This is a genomic window from Caulobacter sp. P1_D6 (assembly GCF_056406095.1).
This window is the reverse complement of record NZ_JBFUAW010000024.1, coordinates 1-18,414: the sequence shown is the minus strand read 5'-3', so window position 1 is coordinate 18,414 and position 18,414 is coordinate 1. Positions and strand designations below refer to the sequence as shown.

General features: G+C 69.5%; 19 protein-coding genes and 1 tRNA gene. 5 read left to right on the top strand and 15 right to left on the bottom strand.

Annotation, left to right across the window (positions count from 1 at the left end; all coding sequences use genetic code 11):
* Complete coding sequence (locus AC1DYP_RS14540) at window positions 1-753, top strand: hypothetical protein (RefSeq protein ID WP_477046923.1); 753 nt, start codon at window positions 1-3, stop codon at window positions 751-753.
* 29 nt (window positions 754-782) lie between these two features.
* On the opposite strand, the gene AC1DYP_RS14535 is transcribed toward AC1DYP_RS14540, so the two are convergent.
* The 8 genes from AC1DYP_RS14535 to AC1DYP_RS14500 form a co-directional block, all read right to left on the bottom strand.
* Complete coding sequence (locus AC1DYP_RS14535; RefSeq protein ID WP_477046922.1) at window positions 783-1,901, bottom strand: hypothetical protein; 1,119 nt, start codon at window positions 1,899-1,901, stop codon at window positions 783-785.
* Window positions 1,902-2,004: 103 nt separating this feature from the next.
* Window positions 2,005-2,916 (bottom strand): RDD family protein, encoded by a 912-nt coding sequence (locus AC1DYP_RS14530; protein ID WP_477046921.1) that lies wholly within the window; start codon window positions 2,914-2,916, stop codon window positions 2,005-2,007.
* Window positions 2,916-3,911: a stage II sporulation protein M gene (locus AC1DYP_RS14525; RefSeq protein ID WP_477046920.1), complete on the bottom strand. Its 996-nt coding sequence runs from the start codon at window positions 3,909-3,911 to the stop codon at window positions 2,916-2,918. The genes AC1DYP_RS14530 and AC1DYP_RS14525 overlap by 1 nt, the downstream gene beginning before the upstream one ends.
* Window positions 3,911-5,227, bottom strand: coding sequence for a DUF58 domain-containing protein (locus tag AC1DYP_RS14520; RefSeq protein ID WP_477046919.1), 1,317 nt, complete (start codon window positions 5,225-5,227; stop codon window positions 3,911-3,913). Before AC1DYP_RS14520 ends, AC1DYP_RS14525 begins: the two co-directional genes overlap by 1 nt.
* A 35-nt stretch (window positions 5,228-5,262) precedes the next feature.
* Entirely contained in the window at window positions 5,263-6,219 is a 957-nt protein-coding gene (locus tag AC1DYP_RS14515) for an AAA family ATPase (protein ID WP_477046918.1), read from the bottom strand.
* Complete coding sequence (locus AC1DYP_RS14510) at window positions 6,206-7,504, bottom strand: hypothetical protein (protein ID WP_477046917.1); 1,299 nt, start codon at window positions 7,502-7,504, stop codon at window positions 6,206-6,208. The genes AC1DYP_RS14515 and AC1DYP_RS14510 overlap by 14 nt, the downstream gene beginning before the upstream one ends.
* A complete protein-coding gene (locus AC1DYP_RS14505) occupies window positions 7,501-8,142 on the bottom strand; it encodes a hypothetical protein (RefSeq protein ID WP_477046916.1) in 642 nt (213 codons plus the stop codon). Before AC1DYP_RS14505 ends, AC1DYP_RS14510 begins: the two co-directional genes overlap by 4 nt.
* 259 nt (window positions 8,143-8,401) lie before the next feature.
* Window positions 8,402-8,476, bottom strand: a tRNA-Lys gene (locus AC1DYP_RS14500).
* 126 nt (window positions 8,477-8,602) lie between these two features.
* On the opposite strand from AC1DYP_RS14500, the gene AC1DYP_RS14495 reads away from it, so the two are divergent.
* On the top strand, window positions 8,603-9,328 hold the full coding sequence (locus AC1DYP_RS14495; protein WP_477046915.1) for a hypothetical protein: 726 nt from the start codon (window positions 8,603-8,605) through the stop codon (window positions 9,326-9,328).
* Between the two features lie 52 nt (window positions 9,329-9,380).
* On the opposite strand, the gene AC1DYP_RS14490 is transcribed toward AC1DYP_RS14495, so the two are convergent.
* Both AC1DYP_RS14490 and AC1DYP_RS14485 read right to left on the bottom strand, forming a co-directional pair.
* Complete coding sequence (locus AC1DYP_RS14490; RefSeq protein WP_477046914.1) at window positions 9,381-9,971, bottom strand: glutathione S-transferase N-terminal domain-containing protein; 591 nt, start codon at window positions 9,969-9,971, stop codon at window positions 9,381-9,383.
* Window positions 9,972-10,059: 88 nt separating this feature from the next.
* The gene (locus tag AC1DYP_RS14485) at window positions 10,060-11,223 is read right to left on the bottom strand and encodes an MFS transporter (protein WP_477046913.1); all 1,164 of its coding nucleotides are present in this window, start codon (window positions 11,221-11,223) and stop codon (window positions 10,060-10,062) included.
* Window positions 11,224-11,343: 120 nt separating this feature from the next.
* Here AC1DYP_RS14485 and AC1DYP_RS14480 point away from each other — a divergent pair, with 120 nt between their 5' ends.
* Window positions 11,344-11,811, top strand: coding sequence for an Lrp/AsnC family transcriptional regulator (locus AC1DYP_RS14480; protein WP_477046912.1), 468 nt, complete (start codon window positions 11,344-11,346; stop codon window positions 11,809-11,811).
* Here AC1DYP_RS14480 and tgt read toward each other — a convergent pair.
* Window positions 11,786-12,931, bottom strand: coding sequence for a tRNA guanosine(34) transglycosylase Tgt (tgt, locus tag AC1DYP_RS14475; protein ID WP_477046911.1), 1,146 nt, complete (start codon window positions 12,929-12,931; stop codon window positions 11,786-11,788). The two genes, AC1DYP_RS14480 and tgt, sit on opposite strands and share 26 nt — an antisense overlap.
* Entirely contained in the window at window positions 12,931-14,049 is a 1,119-nt protein-coding gene (gene queA, locus AC1DYP_RS14470) for a tRNA preQ1(34) S-adenosylmethionine ribosyltransferase-isomerase QueA (RefSeq protein ID WP_477046910.1), read from the bottom strand. Before queA ends, tgt begins: the two co-directional genes overlap by 1 nt.
* 130 nt (window positions 14,050-14,179) lie before the next feature.
* Here queA and AC1DYP_RS14465 point away from each other — a divergent pair, with 130 nt between their 5' ends.
* Together AC1DYP_RS14465 and AC1DYP_RS14460 are read left to right on the top strand one after the other, a co-directional pair.
* Complete coding sequence (locus tag AC1DYP_RS14465) at window positions 14,180-14,779, top strand: hypothetical protein (RefSeq protein ID WP_477046909.1); 600 nt, start codon at window positions 14,180-14,182, stop codon at window positions 14,777-14,779.
* A 42-nt stretch (window positions 14,780-14,821) separates the two neighbouring features.
* Window positions 14,822-15,799, top strand: coding sequence for an endonuclease/exonuclease/phosphatase family protein (locus AC1DYP_RS14460; protein ID WP_477046908.1), 978 nt, complete (start codon window positions 14,822-14,824; stop codon window positions 15,797-15,799).
* Window positions 15,800-15,877: 78 nt separating this feature from the next.
* Here the strand turns inward: AC1DYP_RS14460 and AC1DYP_RS14455 are convergent, their stop codons facing one another.
* From AC1DYP_RS14455 to AC1DYP_RS14445, 3 genes are all read right to left on the bottom strand, one after another.
* The gene (locus AC1DYP_RS14455; protein ID WP_477033048.1) at window positions 15,878-16,345 is read right to left on the bottom strand and encodes a peptidylprolyl isomerase; all 468 of its coding nucleotides are present in this window, start codon (window positions 16,343-16,345) and stop codon (window positions 15,878-15,880) included.
* 128 nt (window positions 16,346-16,473) lie between these two features.
* On the bottom strand, window positions 16,474-17,334 hold the full coding sequence (locus AC1DYP_RS14450; protein WP_477046907.1) for a peptidylprolyl isomerase: 861 nt from the start codon (window positions 17,332-17,334) through the stop codon (window positions 16,474-16,476).
* Window positions 17,335-18,150: a peptidylprolyl isomerase gene (locus tag AC1DYP_RS14445; protein WP_477046906.1), complete on the bottom strand. Its 816-nt coding sequence runs from the start codon at window positions 18,148-18,150 to the stop codon at window positions 17,335-17,337. It abuts the gene before it with no gap.
* Window positions 18,151-18,414: the final 264 nt, after the last annotated feature.

Here is an 18,414-nt window from a genome sequence, read left to right as displayed (position 1 = left end):
ATGGCCATCGACGCAACCCAACCCCGCTTCAATACCGGCCGCGCCGTCAAGCGCGCCACGGAACTCCTGAAGCGCGATCCCCTGAAGCTTCTCCTGTGGTCCGTCGTCTTCGCCGGCTTGCCCGACGCCGCGATGACCTATGTCAGCAACCACGCCTTCCGCGCCGAGAACGCCTTCGCCTCGCCGACCGCATGGCTTCTGCTGGCCGCGACCGCGTTGGCGTCGATGCTCGGCCTGGTCGCCCTCCAGGCGGTGATCGCGCGCCGCATCGCGGGCGATCATGGCGGTTCGCGCGCCTATTCCGGCGAGGCGGCCTTCGGCGGCCCGAGCGACTATCTCGCCCTGGCGACCCTGGGCGTCGTCACCAGCCTGGGGATCCTCGCCGGCTTCATCCTGCTGGTCATTCCGGGGATCATCCTGTCCCTCGCCTGGATCGTGGTGACGCCCGTCATGGTGATCGAGCGCCTGGGCGTGATGGACTCGATCCGCCGCAGCAACGCCCTGACAGGCAACGCCAAGGGCGAGATCTTCGGCTTGTGGGTCGCGACCGGCGTCATCGGAGGGGGCGCCTCCTGGCTTCTCGGCCTGATGACCAAGGCCCTGGACATCAGCGTGGTCACCCAGGTCTCCGGCCCCGCGCTGCAGGTCGTGGTCGGCCTGATCAACTCGGTCCTGGCTGTCGCGATCTATCAGGAGCTGCGCTGGAGCAAGGAAGGCGGCCCGTCGGAGCGCCTCGCCGAGGTCTTCGCCTAGCGTCCCGGCCCGGCCGCCCGCGAGGGCGGTCAGCCCTGGGCCGCGCCGCCCTCGCCCGGCGTCTTGAAGAAGCTGTTGGCCTTCTCGATCAGCCATTTGAGCGCGTTCTCCGAGGCCAGTCCGGCGAACAGGCCGAGGGAAGCCAGGGCGGGCGGCGACAGCTGGTTGATCGCCTGGGTGGCCTCGGCCGCCTGGGGCTGGATCAGGAAACTGGCGCCCGCCGAGATGACGAAGAAGACCGTGAAGCCGGCCAGCGCCCCCAGCAGCGGCCTGACGGCGAACGCCATCCAGGTCCGGTCGTACGCCGGCTGCCCCTTGGGCGCCGCCAGGACTCCCAGCTCGACGTACAGTGAATAGACCGCCGCCCCGATCGCCCCCATCAATCCGGTGAAGCTGGCGACGATCACGCCCGACGGCAGGAAGAAGGCGAACTCGAACAGCGGGATGGCGCGCTGCTTGTTGTAGCTGAGGGCGACGGCCTTCTGGTCCTCGGTCGCCACGTCGTCCGGGGCCGGATCCTCGACAGCCGCGTCGCCGCCGTCGGCGCTCGCGCCGCCGAGGGTCGGGGCCGGCTGGTCCGCGAGCTTGGCGGCCTGGGTCCCGTGATACTCGGCCTTCGCGGCGGCGAGCGCGACTTCCGCGTGGCCGTTCCTGTCCTGCAGGTCGTTGGTGGTGAACAGAGCGCTGCGATAGACCTCGTAAAGCTCCTGGGCCAGCTGGACCCGCCTGGGGAGTTCAGCCCCCTCCGGCCAGTCGCGCTCCTCATTCTCGGTGACGATGTCGTCCAGGCATTTCTCGATCGTGTCGCAGGTCGGCTGGGTGTTGTGGAGCGTGATCCACACCGAATTGATCGCCGCGGTGCTCTTCTGCTTGGCGGCGTCGACTTTCTCCTGGGACGCCCTGATCTTCTCGTCGAGCAGGGTCAGTTCGGCGCTGGCCCGGGCGATCTCGGTCTCCAGGGCGTTCAGGCGATCGGCCAGCCGACTGATCGTGAAGGGCGCCAGCCGCGAGCTCTCGCCGACCGCCACCCGCGCCGCCGACTGGGTCTCGATGACGGTGTAGAAGAAGGCGAAGGTCGCTGGAACGCAGATGAACCAGACGAAGCCCAGCAACACCCGGTTGGCAGTCTGAACCCAACGGAAATCCATGCCGCCCGCCCCTGACGTCGGCGCCCGATGAGGCGCTACGTCAGATTGTGTCACAAAACTCCTCTACCGCAACGTTCGCGTTGCGACCCTGTGTCGGCGCCCGCTAGCTCTTGTCGTGCTTGTCCTTGCGGCGCTTGCCCAGCAGCAGGCGCGACTCCAGGCGGCCGCGCAGGGCGGCGTAGTAGGCCGCCAGGAAGTCGCCGTCCGACTCGTGGGGCGCGGCCTGCCAGCCGATCTTCAGGCGGATGCGGGCGGCGACCAGGGCGATGGTCTTGATCTCGTAGCGGCGCAGCACGTCTTCCAGTACATGCAGCTCCTTGACCCCGTAGGCGTCGAGCTGGGCCATGGTGAACTTGAAGCGTCCGACCGACGGCCGCGAGGTCTGCACCAGGTCGGGCGCCAGCTTGCGGGCCGGCGCCTTGACCACCCAGGTCCCGGCCACTAGGTCGCCCACCCGCAAACGGTCGCGGTTGAACAGCGGGAACAGCACGAAGACGCCGCACCACACCAGGCCCGCCAAGCTGATCCACGCCCCCACCTGGTCGCCGTTGGAGACCAGGAAGCTGAGCGGCAGGTACAGCTCGATCTCGCGCATGGCGTTGCGGGCGAAGATGGCGTCGGCGGTCAGGCGGCCGCCATTGCGCGCCGCCACCCGCAGGCCCATGGCCCGCTTGCCCGGCGTCGCCGCGCCGGGCGTCAGCTCGAACAGCACGAAATAGAGGTTCCGCAGCACGAAGAACACCAGCAGCCCCGCCGTGCCGATCAGCTCCCAGCCCTTGCCCTTCGACCCGATCATGGCCAGCAGGGCCAACAGCGAGAAGGCGATCAGCACGCCCAGCATGATCGCCAGGTCGATCATCAGGGCGGAGGCCCGCTCGCCCGCGTCGCCCAGGCGCAGCTTCAGGTCGACGCCCTCCGGCGTGACCAGCGACCGGGCGCGGGCGTCGTCGTGAAGCGCCGGGTTCGCGATCGTCTCCGCCGCAGCCTTGGCCTTCTTCTTTCGGGCCAGCGCCATCACGCGGCGCTCCGGCGGCGAGGCAGGTACAGATAGGCCGGCCAGGCCACCAGGGTGGTCAGTCCGATGCCGTAGCGGACCAGGTCGTTCTGGATCACCTGCCGCCCGACGCCTTCCAGGATGCCCGCGCAGAACAGCATGACCACGACCCCGGCCATCAGGGTGGCCGACTGCCGGCCCGCCTGGGCCATGGCGGCCGGACGGCTGAGGTCGCCGGGGAAGGCCAGGGTCCAGCCGATCCGCAGGCCCGCGGCGCCGGCCAGGATCACGGCCGAGAGCTCGGTGACCCCGTGGATCGCCAGCCAGCCGCCGGCCTCGAAGCCCAGGCCGTGCATGGCGAACGCCGCCAGGAAGGCCCCCAGCATCGCGCCGTTGTAGCCCATCAGCAAGGCCGTCGGCAGGCAGAAGGCGAAGCCCAGCGCGAAGGCGAAGAGCGCCACGCCGGAATTGTGGGTGAACAGGAAGGCGGCGAACACCGACAGGCCCTTGTGCTCGCCCGTGTCGTAGAGGGTCGCCCGCATCGACTCGACCGAGGCCGTGGGCCCGCGCCCATTGGCCAGGCTGTCCGGCACGAAGGCGCTGAACCAGTCGGGGTCGTGCAGGGTCAGGAAATAGGCGGCCAGCACGCCGATCAGGGTCAGCAGGAAGCTGACCAGGGTCTCGCGCCACAGCGCCTTGGCCGCCTCGGGCCAGGCCCGGGCGAAGAAGCCGCCCACCCGCTCGACCAGGTTCGACCGCGTGCCGTAGACCAGGAAATAGGCCCGGGTGCTGAGGCTCTCCAGATAGTCGACCAGCCCCTGGTCCAGCGAGGTGGCGCGCGCCACCGACAGCGACGACAGCGCCTGGCGGTAGAGCACCGGCATGGCCAGCAGCTCCTCGTCGCTCAGCGCCTTGGCCGAGCCCTTGCCGACCTTGGTCAGCAGCCTCTCCAGACGCCGCCAGTCGTCCTCGCGCTCGGCGCGGAACCGGTAGCTCTTCAGCTGAAGTTCGGCCATCAGAGCAGGTCCCGTCGCTTGAGGTCCAGATAGCTCGCCAGCAGGGCCGGCCCGACCTGGTCGGCCGGCGCCTCGACGATCTCCACGCCCATGCGGCGCAGGCGGGTCACCACCACGTCGCGTTCGCGCAGCAGCGAAGCGGCGACCACGGCGCGCGAGACGTCGTCGGCGGTTTGCGGCGCCTTGCGCTCGATCGCCTCCAGCTCCTCGTCGCGCATCATCACGAACAGCACCAGGTGCTGACGCAGCAGGCGGCCGACGTTCTCGAGCATCAGCTCGGCGCTGGTGGAGTCGGCGATGTCGGTGAACACCACGATCAGCGAGCGCCGCGACAGCTGGCCCGACAGCTGGGTCAGGCCCAGGGTGTAGTTGGTCTCTTCGGTCGAATAGTCGATCTTCGAAGCCAGGCGCTGCAGCGCGCCGAAGGCGTTGGGACCGGACGTGACGCCGCTCGACACGTTGGGCCGGGCGTCAAAGCCGAACAGCCCGACCTTGTCGCCCATCTTCAGGCCCACATAGGCCAGCAGCAGCGTGGCGTTCAGGGCGTGATCCAGCCTCGGCCGGCCCAGCAGCGACTGGCTCATCAGCCGGCCGGTGTCGATGGCCGCCACGATGTGGTGGTTGCGCTCGACGTGGAACTCCTTGGCCAGCAGCGCGCCGTGGCGGGCCGACTGCTTCCAGTCGATGGCCCGGCGGTTCATGCCGGGACGGAAATCGGTCAGGGCGTGGAAGTCGCTGCCGCCGCCCAGGTCCAGCTGCAGGCGATGGCCCACCGACGGGTCGCGGGAGAACAGCCGCAGGGCCTCTTCCTTGACGGCGGCGATGTCCAGGGTGACCGGGATCACCTGCTCCAGCGTGTCGTCGCGCTGCTTCCAGGTCAGGCCCAGCGGGCCACGCCAACGAGCCGAGATGCGGTGCACCCTGCCCTCCCCGCGCCGGACAGCGGTCAGGGTCAGCGGCAGGCCGGCCTGGCGCTCATGAGTGCGGGCCCGGCCATGGGCGGGCTCGGCGGTCAGGCGGTCGTCCAGGTCGACGGCGAACTCCACGCTCCACGGCGCGACGCCGCGCGGGAACGACGCCTTCAGCAGCGCCGGCTTGGTCGCGCCGCTCGACATCGAGCCGGGCGCGGTCAGGGTCAGCTGCATCTTGCGCCGGCCGGGCGCCAGCAGGGCGTCGATGAACAGCAGGGCCGCGACCAGCGCGATCCAGGCGGGTCCCACCAGCCACAGGCGCGCGGAGACGAGCGCCGCCGCCAGGGCCAGGACCGCGCCCAGGACCATCAGGAAGATCGCTCGCGCCGTGGGATAGATCCGCACGCTCGGCCCCTAGCCCGCCCAGTTCGTCACAAGGTTCATCGGGGGGCCTCGACCTGGTCGACCAGGCCGCGCACCACGTCGTCGACCTTGCGCCCCTCGATCTCGGCGGCCGGCGACAGGATCACCCGGTGGCGCAGGGCCGGCAGGGCCAGGGCCTTGACGTCGTCGGGGATGACGTAGTCGCGGCCTTCCAGGGCCGCGCGGGCCCGGGCGGCGACGGCCAGCATGGCCGCGCAGCGTGGGCTAGCCCCGCCCGACAGCTCGCCGGTGTCGCGGGTGGCCCGCACAACGCCGACGATGTAGCGGACGATGTCGTCGGTCAGGCGCACGGTGGCCACGGCCGCAACGGCCTCGGCGATGGTCTTGGCGTCGGCGGCCGGCTCGACGCCGAACCCTTCGGGCGAAGGCTGGCCGGTGCGGCCGCCATGGCTGGCGACGATCGCGGTCTCTTCGGCCAGGCTGGGATAGGCCAGCACGTGCTTGAACAGGAAGCGGTCAAGCTGGGCCTCGGGCAGCGGATAGGTGCCCTGCTGCTCCAGCGGGTTCTGGGTGGCCACCACCATGAAGCGGTCGCTGAGCGGATGGCGCTCGCCGTCCAGAGTGACGTTGCGCTCCTGCATGGCTTCCAGCAGCGCCGCCTGGGTCTTGGGCGGGGTGCGGTTGATCTCGTCGGCCAGCAGCAGCTCGCAGAAGATCGGCCCCTTCACCAGGGTGAAGGCGCTGGTCTGGAAGTTGAACAGGTTGGCGCCCAGGATGTCGCCGGGCATCAGGTCCGGCGTGAACTGGATGCGGCCGAACTCCAGGTTCACCGCCGTGGCGAAGCACTGGGCCAGGAAGGTCTTGGCCGTGCCGGGCGGACCTTCCAGCAGCACGTGGCCGCCGGCGAACAGGGCCGTCAGCATCAGGTCGATGGTGTCGTTTTGGCCGATCACGGCCTTGGCGGTCTGCGCACGGATTCTGCCGGCGAGCGCCTGCACCTCAGCGACGTTCACGGGTCATCTCCAGTCTCCACTGATGCCATTTTGCGGCGACCTTCATCAGGTCGCCCAACGAACGGACCGTTCGGGTTTCTTCATCCAGGCTCGAGGCGCTGTCGGCCGCGCCGAAACGCTCGCCCTGGCGGTCCAGGAAATCGGTCAGGGCCTGGCCCTCGATGCGCGAGGCTCCGGCCCGTAAGCCCCCCAGGGCCTTGGTCGCGGCGGCGCGCTGCAGCTCGGCGTAGCGCGGGGCCAGGGCCGGCTCGCGCCTGGCCATGCGGATCAGGCCGGCGGAATTGTCGATCAGGGCGTCCTTGCCCAGGGCCAGGGCCCGCTCGCCGCGCCGCACCGCCCGGAACCGCGCGGCGGCGTGCAGGCCCATCAGCAGGGCGGCGGCCACCAGGCATAGCGTGGCTCCGACGAACGGCGCCTCGAAGGCCAGTTTCAGCACGTTGCGTGAGCGGGCGAAGCCGTTGAGGGTGACGTCGAAGGCGATGGCGCTGGTGTCGGTGTCGCGTCCGATGGCGTCGTCGCGCAGCAGCCGCACGACGCCCACCCCGGCCTTGGCCGTGCGGATATCCTTCAGCCCCATGGTGTTCAGGAGGTCCGGCTCGGCCAGGAAATAGGTCTCGGTCGGCATGCGGCGGGCCAGGACCATCCGGCCCTTGCCGTCGGTCAGCACCGGCGTCAGGCCGGGACCGGACAGGGTCTGCAGGTTCTTGATGGGCCCGGTCTCGAACACCAGCCCTTCGGCCACGCTGCCCGGCGCGCCGAACAGCCGCTGCGGCGCGGCGCCCTTGTCGATCGTGGTCGAGGCCTTGGCGATGCCGACGGCCTTGAGCAGGCCGGCCAGGTCCACGGGGCGGACGGGCTTCAGGCCGCCGACCCAGCCCGGATGGCGCGGATCCAGTCCGCCCGTCCACTTGGGCAGCACCACCAGGGTGTTCGACGACAGCTTGGCCGCCTTGACATAGGCGTCCCGCGAGACGTTCGATTCCGGCGCGAAGATGATCAGGGCCGGCTCGTCGCCGCTCAGGTCCCGACGGCTGACGATCACCGGCTCGTTCAGCCCGCGCAGCAGGCGCACCATGCCGCCATAGCCGATCGCCGACTTCGACAGCGCATGGGCCCGGCCGTTGTCGCCCGACTGCAGGTCCGGTGCGTAGGTCGACAGCACGACGAAGGCCGAGAAGGCGAACACCCCGGCCACGATCATGCCCAGCACGACCTTGGGCGAGAACAGGCGGCCGTCGCCGTCGCGCAGCGGCTGCGTCGCCGTCGTGGTCTCCACCGCGCTCATCGCCACGCCTCGGCGAAGGCGAAGCCCTCATAGGCCTTGCGGCAGACGGCGAATTCCTCGGCGCCGACGGACCGGCCGCCGAAGAAGCTGCGCTCCACGACCCGGGCGATCTCGCTGAAGGTGCGGCGCACCCGCTCGGGCACGCCGTCCAGCTGGGCGATGTCGCGGCTGGTCAGGGCGGGCTTGATCAAGTCCGGGCGCTTGCCCTCGATGTCCTCGATGCTGCGGAACAGGATCAGGTGCACGGCCTCAGCGAAGCGGCCGGCCGCGGCCAGCCGGTCGGCGTCCTCCAGCAGGGTGCGGGCCTTGGCGGCGCTGGGCCGCCAGACCTCGTCGTCCAGGACGGGACCCCTGTTCGGCTTCAGCGAAGGCCAGCGGGTGGTGATCAGTTCGCGCAGCAGGAAATACAGGATCAGCGCCGCGCCCAGGATCAGGCAGCCCCAGAACACGTAGGCCAGAAAGGGCGCGACGTCGGCCAGGACCTTGCCGATCGCCAGCAGCCAGTCTGGAACGTTCGGCGGCTTGGGCGCGGCGGTCGGTTCGAACTGCAGGTCCTTGCCGCGCAACAGGGCGCCATGGGCGCGCGCGAAAGCGTCCGACGCGCCGTCGAAACCCGGCGACGCCGCGTTGCGATCCACACCAGCCCCCGCCCTCAAACGCCTACTCCCGACTGCCCCGTCGATACTGCTAGACGATTCAACTTTCGGTGTCGCCTTCAACCGAACGCCGACGATCATCTCGCGTCGATTTGCGAAAATCGATTCGTCCGGAAAAGACGCCGCGCACGCGCCGTGGAGGGCCGCCCAACGCGCCGCGCCGCGCTCGACCGGCGGCTTCTCCATCACTGGAGAGCGCCGCCGAAGCGGTGATTTTAGTCAATCATTTCAACGGGAAGATTGGTGGGCCGGCTGGGATTCGAACCCAGGACCATTCGATTAAAAGTCGAATGCTCTACCACTGAGCTACCGGCCCGCATCGACACGGCGGGAGGCCGGTGGAAGCGGCGCGGACCATAGTCGGGGGGCGCTCGCGTCGCAAGCGCGCTTTCGCACCGAGAGGGAGATGACGAACGCGCCTTTCGCGCGTTAGGCTGACGCTATGCGCAGTCTGCTGCTTCTCGCCGTCGCCGTTCCCCTGTTGGCCGCCTGCGCGTCCAAGTCGGAGCCCCCGCCGCAGAAGATCCAGTCCACCTCCGACGCCAACAAGGACGGCATCGCCGGCGCGGCCCAGGCCCCGTTGCGCGACATGAACCTAGTGCGCACCAAGATCCCCCCGGTCCTGCTGGAGGCCATGGCCGATCCCTATGCCCGGCCGCCCGGCAAGAAGATCACCTGCGAGACCCTGATCATGCTGGTCGCGCCGCTGGACCTGGCCCTGGGCGAGGATGTCGACCGGCGCCCGCCGGAGGACAACGAGGACCTGCTGGACCGCAGCAAACGCATGGCCGGCTCGGCCGCCTTCGGCGCCATGGCCAGCGCCGCCCAGGACCTGATCCCAATGCGGGGCTGGGTCCGCAAGCTCAGCGGCGCCGAGAAGCACGACAAGCTGGTGCAGCACGCCGTGGCCTCCGGCGCGATCCGCCGCGCCTATCTGAAGGGCCTGGGCGAGGCGCGCGGCTGCAATCCGCCGGCCACGCCCCAGCACCTGGCCAAGCCGGCCGCGCCGGTGGTCGAGAAGCGCTTCCCGTGGATGAAGGATGAGCCGGTGGCCGAGACCCCGGTGGTCCGGTCGTCCGAGGCCGACACCCCGCCGGTGGACGCCCCACCCGCCGAACCGGCTCCTCCGTCCACCAAGAAGAAGAAGCCGATCTACAAGTTCTGGTAACGGCTCCCGTCCAAAGCGGAAGGCGGGCGCGGGTCGCCCGCCCCGGCCTTGGCTAGGTCTTCGGGGACACGCCCTCTCGCCTCAGAGCCGCCTGCACGGCGGGACGCGCTTCAATGCGCGCGACGTAGTCTTCAAACTCCTCGCCCAAGGCGAAGTCCAGCTGGAGCGCTCCGCGCGCCATGACGAACAGATAGGCGTCCGCCACGCTGAACGTTTCTCCGAACAGGTAGCCGCGCCCAAGACCCGGCGCGACGAAGGCGAACCAGCGGACGATGTCTTCGGCGATCGGCGTACGCGCGTCTTCGGAAAGCGAAAAATAGATCGGAAACCGCTTGTGAATCTCGCTGGCGATGAAGCTCAGCATCTCCAGCAGCCGGTAGCGGCCGAGATCGCCCGCTGGGGCGAGATGCGGAGCCCGGTCCGCGACCCAGGCCAGGATCGCCGCATTCTCGGTGAGCACCTGGCCGTCATCGAACATCAGGGCGGGCACCTGTCCCTTAGGATTGACGTCGAGATAGGCGCCCCCGTCGCTTAATCGTTTCGTCTCCAGGTCCACCTCGGCGATCTCGACCTGAAGCCCGGCCTCCAGCAGCGCGATGTGGTCGGCGAGGCTGCTGAATTCGGGCGCGAAGAACAGTTTCATCGGATCAATCTCCAGTCTGGCGGCGGGGCCAAGCGAGCCTTCGACCTCTGCCCGCCGTTGCACGGCGCTTCCACGCCGCGTTCCTTCGTCACGCCGCTCTATTGCTGGGCGTCCTCGATCCGCGCCCCGCCTGGGCCAGCGTCATCACCAGCGCGGGCGCGATGCAGCCGGCGGAGGCGAGCGCGCAGCCGGCGAAGCCGAAGCGTGCGAACAGCGGCTGATAGAACAGCGCTCCCGCCGAGACGGCCAGATAGGTGACGGTGCTGTAGAGACCCAGGATCGCGCCGGTTTGAGCCGGGTCGAGCGCCGTCAGCCGTCCGACGATCAGGTTCAGGCCGATGTGGTTGGCCAGGCCCCAGACGAGGCAGAGGGCGATGAGAACCGCCGCGTGGGCCGAAGCGATCGCCAGGGCCGCGTAGACGAGGCCGAGGCCCAGAAACGCGACCGGGGCGGCGACGGCGCCATGGCGATCCAGCAGGCGGTCCAGGAAGGCGGCAGTCCCGAATCCGAGGCCATAGGCGGCGGGCGCCAGACCGGCCAGGGCCGTCGACAGCCGCAGCGCTCCCGTGAAATGCGGGCCGAGATAGGCGTAGAGGCCGTAGAAGGCCGTCATGTAGGCGGCGACCGTCAGCAGGGCGGGACCAACGCCGCGGACGCGGAGCGCGGTCAGGGGCGAGCTGGCGCGCGCCGAGGAGACCGGCAGGGCGAAGCCCCGGTGACGATGGACCCCGACGGCCAGCCCTCCCGCCGCGACGGCCAGCCCCACGAACACCAGGCGCCAATGGGCGAAATCGGCGACGAGCGCCGAGACGCTGACGCCCGCCACCAGGCTTATGGTCCATCCCGTGAGCACCATGCCGAGGGTCTGGCTCTCGCGCCCCTTCTCGGCGACCTGAGCCGACAGCGCGTAGATCGCCGGCAGAGCGCAGCCCGCGGCCAGGCCGGCGAGCACCTGGCCCAGACTCAGCACCAGGAGGTTGGGCGCGCAGGCGGACAGGACGAGACCCGCCGCCAGGACGAGCAGCGCGCGCAGGAGCGCTGCCTGCCGCCCGATCCTGTCGATCACCGGAGCCAGGACCAGGGCGCTGGCCGCCGTCGCGAGCCCGTAGGCGGCGGCCGCCTTCATCACGCCGGCCGCGTCCACGCCGGAGAAGGAAGCGGCGACGGCGCTGGCGATCGGGCTCAGGGTCAGCGAGTTCGCACCGATCAACGCGATCGAGCCGGCGAGCAGGAGTATCTTGCGGGTGAACATTTCGCTGCCCTAATGCTATTAGGAGAACAACAGAAACGTCCGAATGGCATTCAGGAAAGCACGAACATGTCGAATGCGGAAAAAACAGATGTCGTTCGGCAGCCGCACGTCGCGGGGCGCGTGCTCGATGGGTTCGACCGAAAAATATTAAGCGCGCTGGCCGCGGACTCGGACGTCAGCTACGCCGAGCTCGGCCAGAGGGTGGGCCTGTCGGCGCCCGCGGTGCATGACCGGGTGAAGAAGCTGCGCGCGTCCGGCTGCCTGCGCCGCACGGTGGCCCTGCTCGACGGGCCGGCGATCGGCAAGCCGCTGCTCGCCTTCGTCCATGTCGACACCGCCGGCTGGGGCGGGACCCAGGACTTCGTGGCGATCGGCGACCTGCCGGAGGTGGAGGAAATCCACTCGGTGGCCGGCGACACCTGCATGCTGCTCAAGGTGCGCTGCGCCTCGAGCCGGGCGCTGGAGGCCCTGCTCGCGCGGCTCTACGCGACGCCCGGGGTGAGGAGCACCCGCAGCTACATCGTCCTGTCGACCTACCTCGAACGTCCCGCTCAAGGCGGCGTCAGCGAGATCCTGGACGCGAGCTGACGTCCCTACCCGCTCGCTGGCGCGCCGCGAAGTCCCTGCGGAACTGCTCGAACCGGCCTTCGGCGATCGCCGCCCGCATGGCGGCCGTCAGGGCCTGGAAGAAGGCGATGTTGTGCCAGGACAGCAGCACCTGGCCCAGGATCTCCTCGGCCTTGAACAGGTGGCGCAGATAGGCCTTGGAGTAGTCGCGGCTGGCCGAGCAGTCGCTGGTCGGATCCAGCGGCTCCTCGTCGTCGGCGTAGCGGGCGTTCTTGATGTTGATCGCCCCGTCCCAGGTCCAGGCCTGGCCGTGGCGGCCCGAGCGGGTGGGCAGCACGCAGTCGAACATGTCGACGCCGCGATAGACCGCCTCCACCAGGTCGATCGGCTTGCCCACGCCCATCAGGTAGCGCGGACGGTCGGCCGGCAGCATGGCGGGCGCGTAGTCCAGCACCTCGCACATGGCTTCGTGGCCCTCGCCGACGGCAAGACCGCCCAGGGCGTAGCCGTCGAAGCCGATCTCCTGCAGGCGCTCGGACGACTCCTGGCGCAGGTTCTTGAACGTCGAGCCCTGCTGGATGCCGAACAGGGCCTGGGTGTCGCGGGTCCCGAAGGCGGTCTTGGACCGCAGACCCCAGCGGGCCGACAGCTCCATGCCCTGGCGGGCCCTCGCCTCTTCCGCCGGCCAGGCCACGCACTCGTCCAGCTGCATGACGATGTCGCTGCCCAGCAGGTCGGCCTGGATCTCCATCGACCGCTCGGGGCTCAGCACGTGCTTGGAGCCGTCGATGTGGCTGGAGAAGGTGACGGCCTCTTCGGTGACCTTGCTGATCCCGGAAAGGCTCATCACCTGGAAGCCGCCGCTGTCGGTCAGGATTGGCTTGTCCCAGCGCATGAACTTGTGCAGCCCGCCCAGGCGCTTCACGCGCTCGGCCGTCGGCCGCAGCATCAGGTGATAGGTGTTGCCCAGGATGATGTCGGCGCCGGTGTCCTTGACCTGGTCGACGGTCATGGCCTTGACCGTGGCGGCGGTGCCCACCGGCATGAAGGCCGGGGTGCGGATGTCGCCGCGCGGGGTCTTCAGGACGCCGGTGCGGGCGGCGCCGTCGGTGGCCGAGATCTCGAAGGGAAAGGCGACCATCAGGCGTGCTCTGAATCGGCGCGGAACAGCAGGCTGCCGTCGCCATAGGAATAGAAACGATAGCCGGTGGCGATCGCGTGCTCGTAGGCCGCCTTCATCACGGCCTGGCCGGCGAAGGCGCTGACCAGCATGAACAGGGTCGACTTGGGCAGGTGGAAGTTGGTCATCAGCACGTCGGCGGCGCGGAAGCGGTAGCCGGGGGTGATGAAGATCGCCGTCTCGTCGGCGAACGGCTTGATCACGCCGTCCTCGCCGGTGGCGCTCTCCAGCAGGCGCAGGCTGGTGGTGCCGACGCAGCCGATGCGGCCGCCGGCGGCGCGCGCGGCGTTCAAGGCGTCGGCGACGTTGGCCGGAACCTCGCCGAACTCGGCGTGCATCTTGTGCTCGGAGACCACGTCGGTCTTGACCGGCAGGAAGGTGCCCGCGCCCACGTGCAGGGTGACGAAGTGCAGGCTGACGCCCCGGGCCTTCAGTCGCTCCAGCAGCTCGGGCGTGAAGTGCAGGCCGGCGGTCGGGGCGGCCACCGAGCCGTCCTCGCGGGCGTAGACGGTCTGGTAGTCGGCGCGGTCGCGGTCGTCCTCGGCGCGCTTGGCGGCGATGTAGGGCGGCAGGGGCATCTCGCCGTGGGCGGCGACGGCCAGGTCCAGGTCGACGCCGGCGAAGTCGAAGGCCAGCTCGATCTCGCCGCCCTCGTGCTTGGCGATCACGGTGGCGTCCAGCATGCCCGCCTGGCAGGCGCGGTCCGCGTCATGACCGAAGGCGATGCGGTCGCCTTCCTTCAGGCGCTTGCCCGGGCGCATGAAGGCGACCCAGCGGTCCGGGGCGATGCGGCGATGCAGGGTGGCCTCGACCGCCACGGGCGATCCATCGCCGCCGCCGGTCCCGCGTCCGGCCCGCAGGCCCATCAGCCGGGCCGGGATCACGCGGGTGTCGTTGAAGACCAGGGCGTCGCCCGGCCGCAGGAAATCCGGCAGTTCGCGCACGATCCGGTCTTCCAGGCCTTCGCCCTCCACGCCATCGGGTCGGACGACCAGCAGGCGCGCGGAATCCCTCGGCTCGGCCGGTCGCAGGGCGATCGCCTCGTCGGGCAGGTGGAAATCGAAGTCGGACAGGCGCATGGGGCGGCTTCAAGGCCACGACGGGGCGTCGAGGTCAAGCGTCCAGGCGCCGCCTCTCCGGTCAAGCCTCGATGGACAAACGCCGCTTTCCACCGCCATCCTACGTCCTCGACGTCTCACGGGGGGAACCATGACCGTCACGACCCAGCGCCTGTCCGCGCTCTGCGCCTGTTTCTTGCTGACCGCCTGCCAACCGGCGACCGAGACCAAGAAGACCGAGACCGCCCCCGCGCCGTCCACCGCCCCGGCCGCGACGCCGCCGGCGCCGGTGACCTTTTCGCACGACCCCACGCTGGACAGCCTAGGCTTCTATTTCACCGACACGGACGTTCAGTCGGGCAGCCTCAAGCTGGAATCGCTGAGCATCGGCCAGGCCAGCGACTTCGCCGACTGGGAGGCCGGCAAGCGGCCCGCGACCTACGCGCCGATCTTCATGACGTTCGACGACGTCACCAGCCCCACCGCCGAGAACGAGCTGGGCCAGACCTATCATACGGTCTCGGTGCGGGTGATGCCGACCGCCTATCGGGTGGACGACCGGGAGGTCAGCTTCCATGGCGTCGATCCTCGCCTCGGCCAGGTGACCTTCACCGGCGCGTTCGACGTGGAGGCGCTGAAAGCCGCCAAGGCCGCGGGCCCAGGCCAGACGCGGCGCGTGCTCAAGGGCGGCCTGCAGGTCGGCGACCAGCAATTCCGCAGTATCAGCTTCATGTACTTCGGCGGCGAGTAAGCCTGGCGCGGACGCCGTGCGACCGTGCTAAGGCCAGACCCGATGAGTCTGATCCTGAACCTCGCCAGCCTGTTCCTGCGCGGCACCGCTCTGATGTTCGGCCTGGTCGGCGCGGTCGCCGGCCTGGCCTGTTGGGGCGGCCTGTTCAGCGACCGGCTCGACGCCCTGACCCACCTGGCGCCGATCTGGCTGGTGTGCGGCGTCACGAGCCTGATGCTGGCCGCGATCTTCGCCCGGGATCTCGAGCGGCGCGCGATCATGGGCCTGGCCCTGACGGCGATCTGCGCGCTCGGCGTCCTGATGGCCCCCGAACTGCTGGCCGCCGTTAGCGCCAAGACCCGGCCGCCGACGGCCTCGACCGTCAAGCTGGTGCAGTTCAATGTCTGGGGCCAGAACAGCGACCCGGTCGAAACCCGGGACTGGATCCTCGCCCAGAAGGCCGACATCGTCGTCCTGGAGGAAGGCGGCGGCTCGACGTGGCCGATCGTCAAGCAACTGCGCAAGACCTATCCGAACTACGTGACCTGCGACGGCCGGCAGGTCTGCGACACCTGGATCTTCAGCCGCTGGCCGCTGGCCGACCGGCGCGGCTTCTACCAGGACAACCACCCGCTGGCCGGCGCCTGGGCGACGATCCGCCATCCGGACGGCGCCTTCACCGTGGCCGGCGCCCACTATGTCTGGCCGATCCCCGCCGGGCGGCAGCAGGGTCAGAGCCGGATCCTGGTCGATCTGCTCAAGCGGTTTCCCCGCGACAGCCTGATCGTGACGGGCGACTTCAACTCCACGCCCTGGTCCTGGACCCTGCGCCGCCAGGACAAGGCCCTGGGCCTGGAGCGGCGCACCCGCGCCCTGGCCAGCTGGCCGACCGGCGAGTTCTCGCGCGTCGCCAGCGCCCCCTTCCCGATCCTGCCGATCGATCACGTCTATGCCGGCAAGGCCTGGAAGACCGTCAAGGTCGAGCGCGGTCCCAGCCTGGGTTCGGATCACCGAGCGGTCGTGGTGACGCTCGCGCGCTAGGCGCCGCGAAGCTAGGGCGCCACGAAAAAGGGCCCCGGTTTCCCGAGGCCCTGGTTCATTCAACGTTCGACGCGACGACTATTCGTCCGAAGCGATCTTGGCGCTGATGATCTTGCCCGGGGCGCGCGGCGGCTCGCCGGTCGGCAGGGCGTCGACGTTTTCCATGCCTTCGACCACCTGGCCCCAGACGGTGTACTGGTTGTCCAGGAAGGTGGCGTCGTCGAACACGATGAAGAACTGGCTGTTGGCCGAGTTCGGATCGGGGGTGCGGGCCATCGAGCAGACGCCGCGCACGTGCGGCTCCTTGGAGAACTCGGCCTTGATGTCCGGCTTGGCCGAACCGCCGCGGCCGGTGCCGGTCGGGTCGCCGCCCTGGGCCATGAAGCCCGGGATCACGCGGTGGAAGACCACGCCGTCATAGAAGCCCTCGCGGACCAGTTCCTTGATCCGCTCGACGTGGCCCGGGGCCAGGTCGGGACGCATCTTGATCGTGACGGGCCCGGACTCGAGCGTCAGCAGCAGGGTGTTTTCGAGGTCGGCCGACATGGTCATCCCTTGGAAGCTTTTGAGGGGAGGTAATGGAGTCGGGAAGGCTTCTAGCCCGCTTTCCATAAGGGGGGAACCGCTCGGTTGGATCCCGAGGGCGGATCAGTTGTCACAGCGCAGCTTGTGACCTAGCGAACATCGACCGCCAGATCGACGTCGCAGACCGAGAAGTCGGCGCCCCTGGCCGCGCGCTTGCGGGCGACCTCGGCCTTGAACCAGGCGCTCGCCGTGTCGACGACGCGGACGCTGGGACGCTCGGCCGCCGGGATGTCGGCCAGCAGCCGAACCTTGGTCATCCGGTCCTGCGGCTTCTCGACCGGCTCGCCGGTCTTGATCGCGCGCACGACGTCGAGCCCGGTCAGGACGCGGCCATAGGCCGTGTAGCGCTTGTCGAGCGAGGGATATGGCTGGCGCATCAGGAAGAACTGGCTGTTGGCCGAATTGACATCCTCGTCGCGGGCCTCGCCCACCACGCCGGGGCAATAGGTTCCCCAGGCCGAGACCTTCTTGTCCGAGGTGACCTCGGCCCAGCTCCAGGCCTGGCTGACGACCGGCAGGGACTTCAGGAAGCCCACCTCGGTGCCGGCCGGCGCGGCGGCGGCCACGAACGGCGTCGAGGCGTCGCGACGGAAGGTGAACTCGGCCTTGAGGTTTGGCTTCTTCGTGCCGCCCTCCCCCGTGTCGTCCGGATCGCCGGTCTGGGCCATGAAGCGGTCGATCACCCGGAAGAAGGTGCGGCCGTCATAGACGCCCTCGCGGGTCAGCTCCTGGAAGCGCGCCACGTGGCCGGGCGCGACCTCGGGGATCAGCTCCACGACGATCCGCCCCTTGTTGGTGTCGATCACCACCACGGTCTCGGGCGCCGGCGTCCGCCATTCCGTCGGCCCCGGGGGCGCGATCTTCGGCGCGACCTTCGACGCGGCGTGCGCGCCCCCGATCGCGGCGAGGGTCGACAGAACGACAACTGAAGCGATCAGGGGGCGGATCATCTATTTCACCTGCACCGGGATATCGACATCGCACGGCCCGAAAGCCGCGCCCATGGCCGCCCGCTTCTTCTCGACCAGGGCCGCGAAGGCCGCCGAGCGGGTGTCCATCACCTGGATCTTGGGGCGCTGGGCGGCGGGCATGTCGGACAGCACGCGGACGGTGGTCATCTGGTCCTGCGGCGCGGCGACCGGCTCGCCGGTCTTGATGGCGCGGATGGCCTCGATGCCGGTCAGGGCCCGGCCGAACGGCGTGTAGGTCTTTTCCAGCGAGGCGTAGTGCTGGCGCATGAAGAAGAACTGGCTGTTGGCGCTGTCGGGATCGTTGGCCCGGGCCATGCCCAGGACGCCGGGGCAGAAGGCGCCCCAGGCGGCCACCTTGCCGTCGGCGGTCATGGCCGCCAGGGCGCTGTTCTGGCTGTACACCGGCAAAGCGCCGACAAAGCCAAATTCCGCCGTCCCCGCCTTGCCGGCCGGCGCGTAGCCGGCGCCGCGGCGGAACAGGAACTCGGCGGCCAGGTTCGGCTGGTCGGAGCCGCCGGTGCCGTCGTTCTTCGGATCGCCCGTCTGGGCCATGAAGCTGTCGATCACGCGGAAGAAGGTCAGGCCGTCATAGAAGTGGGCCTTGGCCAGTTCGCGCACCCGCGCCACGTGGTTCGGCGCCGTCTCGGGCGACAGCTCGACGATGATCCGGCCCTTGTTGGTGTCGACCACCAGGATGTTCTCGGGGTCGGGCGTCCGCCAGTCGGAGGCCTGCTGGGCGCTGGCGGCGGAGGCCGCGGTGAGCGCCAGGACGGCGGCGATGGACGCAAGCTTCATGGATATCCCCGATAGAACTGGTCTGACGGCGTAGAACGCCGCCGCGCGAACGACAAGTGGCGGCGCGTTAGAGGACAAGATTCCGGCGAGTTTCTGGCGCACGGCTTCACCGCCCCACGCGGAAGCCGCTGAGGGAATGGAAAGGGTCGCGGAGCGCCGGACGACGTCCGGAGTTCTTTGAATGAATACCGTTTCGACGAAGCCGATCGCTCCGCGCCATCGTTATCCGCCAGCATCCGGTGGGCAGCCCTGTTGAGGCTTAGC

Coding starts and splice junctions, on each gene's coding strand:
- AC1DYP_RS14540 (WP_477046923.1), top strand. CDS start 1: ATGGCCATCGACGCAACCCAACCCCGCTTCAATACCGGCCGCGCCGTC.
- AC1DYP_RS14535 (WP_477046922.1), bottom strand. CDS start 1,901: ATGGATTTCCGTTGGGTTCAGACTGCCAACCGGGTGTTGCTGGGCTTC.
- AC1DYP_RS14530 (WP_477046921.1), bottom strand. CDS start 2,916: ATGGCGCTGGCCCGAAAGAAGAAGGCCAAGGCTGCGGCGGAGACGATC.
- AC1DYP_RS14525 (WP_477046920.1), bottom strand. CDS start 3,911: ATGGCCGAACTTCAGCTGAAGAGCTACCGGTTCCGCGCCGAGCGCGAG.
- AC1DYP_RS14510 (WP_477046917.1), bottom strand. CDS start 7,504: ATGAGCGCGGTGGAGACCACGACGGCGACGCAGCCGCTGCGCGACGGC.
- AC1DYP_RS14495 (WP_477046915.1), top strand. CDS start 8,603: ATGCGCAGTCTGCTGCTTCTCGCCGTCGCCGTTCCCCTGTTGGCCGCC.
- AC1DYP_RS14490 (WP_477046914.1), bottom strand. CDS start 9,971: ATGAAACTGTTCTTCGCGCCCGAATTCAGCAGCCTCGCCGACCACATC.
- AC1DYP_RS14485 (WP_477046913.1), bottom strand. CDS start 11,223: ATGTTCACCCGCAAGATACTCCTGCTCGCCGGCTCGATCGCGTTGATC.
- tgt (WP_477046911.1), bottom strand. CDS start 12,931: ATGGTCGCCTTTCCCTTCGAGATCTCGGCCACCGACGGCGCCGCCCGC.
- queA (WP_477046910.1), bottom strand. CDS start 14,049: ATGCGCCTGTCCGACTTCGATTTCCACCTGCCCGACGAGGCGATCGCC.
- AC1DYP_RS14465 (WP_477046909.1), top strand. CDS start 14,180: ATGACCGTCACGACCCAGCGCCTGTCCGCGCTCTGCGCCTGTTTCTTG.
- AC1DYP_RS14460 (WP_477046908.1), top strand. CDS start 14,822: ATGAGTCTGATCCTGAACCTCGCCAGCCTGTTCCTGCGCGGCACCGCT.
- AC1DYP_RS14455 (WP_477033048.1), bottom strand. CDS start 16,345: ATGTCGGCCGACCTCGAAAACACCCTGCTGCTGACGCTCGAGTCCGGG.
- AC1DYP_RS14450 (WP_477046907.1), bottom strand. CDS start 17,334: ATGATCCGCCCCCTGATCGCTTCAGTTGTCGTTCTGTCGACCCTCGCC.
- AC1DYP_RS14445 (WP_477046906.1), bottom strand. CDS start 18,150: ATGAAGCTTGCGTCCATCGCCGCCGTCCTGGCGCTCACCGCGGCCTCC.